The organism is Gordonibacter pamelaeae 7-10-1-b (assembly GCF_000210055.1).
Taxonomy (GTDB): domain Bacteria; phylum Actinomycetota; class Coriobacteriia; order Coriobacteriales; family Eggerthellaceae; genus Gordonibacter; species Gordonibacter pamelaeae.
Map to the genome: position 1 here is coordinate 1,802,701 of NC_021021.1, position 1,991 is coordinate 1,804,691.

At 66.7% G+C, this 1,991-nt stretch carries 3 protein-coding genes; all 3 read left to right on the forward strand.

What is annotated here, in order from left to right:
* The coding region (locus GPA_RS08365; protein WP_167536626.1) for a radical SAM protein at positions 1 to 1,147 on the forward strand (1,147 nt) is incomplete at its 5' end.
* A gap of 11 nt (positions 1,148 to 1,158) precedes the next feature.
* Positions 1,159 to 1,497, forward strand: coding sequence for a hypothetical protein (locus tag GPA_RS08370; RefSeq protein WP_231847611.1), 339 nt, complete (start codon positions 1,159 to 1,161; stop codon positions 1,495 to 1,497).
* Between the two features lie 3 nt (positions 1,498 to 1,500).
* A complete protein-coding gene (locus GPA_RS08375) occupies positions 1,501 to 1,947 on the forward strand; it encodes a DUF4405 domain-containing protein (RefSeq protein ID WP_041239334.1) in 447 nt (148 codons plus the stop codon).
* Positions 1,948 to 1,991: the final 44 nt, after the last annotated feature.

A 1,991-nucleotide genomic window follows, 5' to 3' on the forward strand; every position in this document is an offset into this window, starting at 1 on the left:
CGAGCTGCGGGAAACCCTGCGCGAGCGGGGTGCGCGCTTCATGAACGGCGGGGCCAGCGTGTCGACCGGGTTCCTGTCGAGCGCGTGCGCCGCATGCGTGGGAGGCTGTGGAAGCCGCACGTTCTACATCAACCTGCGGTGCAATCGAAACTGCTACTTCTGCTTCAATCCCAACCAGGCCGACTTCGAAGAGCACTGCGCCCGCGACACCCCGTGGAGGGAGGAGCTGGAGGCGTTCGGCCGCGAGGTGGCGGAGGTCACCCATGTCGGCCTGACGGGTGGCGAACCCCTGCTTTGCAGCGACGAGGCGCTGGCGTTCTTCGCCCGCGCCCGCGAGCTCTATCCGGACGCGCATCTGCGTCTCTATACATCGGGCATGGGTCTTGACGAGGCTTTTTGCGCTAAGGCAGCCGAGTGCGGGCTGAACGAGATCCGCTTCAGCGTGAAGCTGGACGAAGGGGAGGGCGCGGTCGAGGAGGCTCTCGCGGCCATCGCGCTCGCGCGTCGGTTCCCCTTCGATGCCATGGTGGAGATGCCGGTCGTTCCCGCCGAGCTTGAGCGCATGAAGCTGCTGCTGCGGCAGCTGGACGATCTGGGCGTGCGCGGCATCAACCTGTTGGAGTTGTGCTATCCGCACCGCAACTGGGGCGACTTCGCCCGGCGCGGGCTTGCGTTGAAGAACCCGCCCTTCGAGGTGCTCTACGACTACGGCTACGCGGGCGGCATGGCCGCGGCCGGCAGCGAGGAGGCGTGCCTGGAGCTCGTGCTGTTCGCTCTTGACGAGGGGCTTTCCCTGGGCGTGCATTGCTGCACGCTGGACAACAAGAACCGCGACCAGGTGCTGCAGAGAAACCGCGCCGTTGCGCTGGACCCCGAGGTCTACGAGTTGGGCGACGACTGCTTCTACCGCACGGCGAAGGCGTTCGACGGCGACAAGGAAAAGGTCAGCGCCTACCTGGACGGGATCGGTGCGCGCTACGGCGTGGAGGAAGACTGCGTGTCGTTTCATCCCGCGCGCGTTGCCGAGGCGGTCGGACTGGGCGTCCTTCCCGTTCTCTCGTGGAACGTGGTCGAGGGACAGGGCGCCGATGCGTATATTCGCGAACTGAAGCTCCAGGTGGTTGACGAATCGGGGCACCTGCGATGAGGAAGCTCCTGATGACGCTCGCGGTGTTCGCGCTCGCCGGCGGCCTGGTGCTGGCTGCGGGCAAAGCGGTCGAGCCGGCGACGGGGGTGCAGGCGGTGACGGCCGAGTCGCCCTGCCCGGTGGCGGCGTGCGCGAGCGGTGCGTGCCACGGGTTCGACGACGTGCCGGAGCCCGACGGCGTGGCCGAGATGATGTGCCCCGAGGCGGGCTGCGCGAGCGTCGAGTGCCATGCGTGGGACTCCCTGACAACGCGCTACCACCAGGCGAGCGATGCTAGCCTGAACCTGTGGCTGCTCGCACCCGCGGCCTTGGTCGTGGGGCTCGTCCTCATCGTGCGGAAGGTGGGTTGAGCCGTGGACAGGAGAAACCTTGCTCTCGACGTAGCCGCCCTCGCGGTCTTCCTGGTGGTTGCCAATCCCGCCCTCACGGGCATCGGCATCCACGAGTGGCTGGGCCTGGGCATGTTCCTGGTATTCTTCGTGCATGCGCTGCTGCATGTGGACTGCGCGGTTGAGATCTTGCGGGGGTCGATCGCGCGCCCGGCATGGGGGCGCACGGGCAACCTGGTGCTCGATCTGCTGATCGTCGTCGTGCTCATGGCGGTTACGGTGTCGGGCGTCATGGTCTCCGGGGCGGTATTGCCCACGTTCGGATGGTATGCACAGGGGTACTATTTCTGGGACCCGCTGCATGCAGTGAGCGCGAAAGCCCTGCTGGCGCTGCTGCTCGTGCGCGTCGTGGTTCACGGGAAGTGGATAGCGGCCTGGTTCAAGAAAAGGAACGGTGACAAGCATGAATGACGTTGACTGGGGTGTCCGCGCCGCCGCCTGGGAGCTCGCGGCGT

Coding starts and splice junctions, on each gene's coding strand:
- GPA_RS08370 (WP_231847611.1), top strand. CDS start 1,159: ATGACGCTCGCGGTGTTCGCGCTCGCCGGCGGCCTGGTGCTGGCTGCG.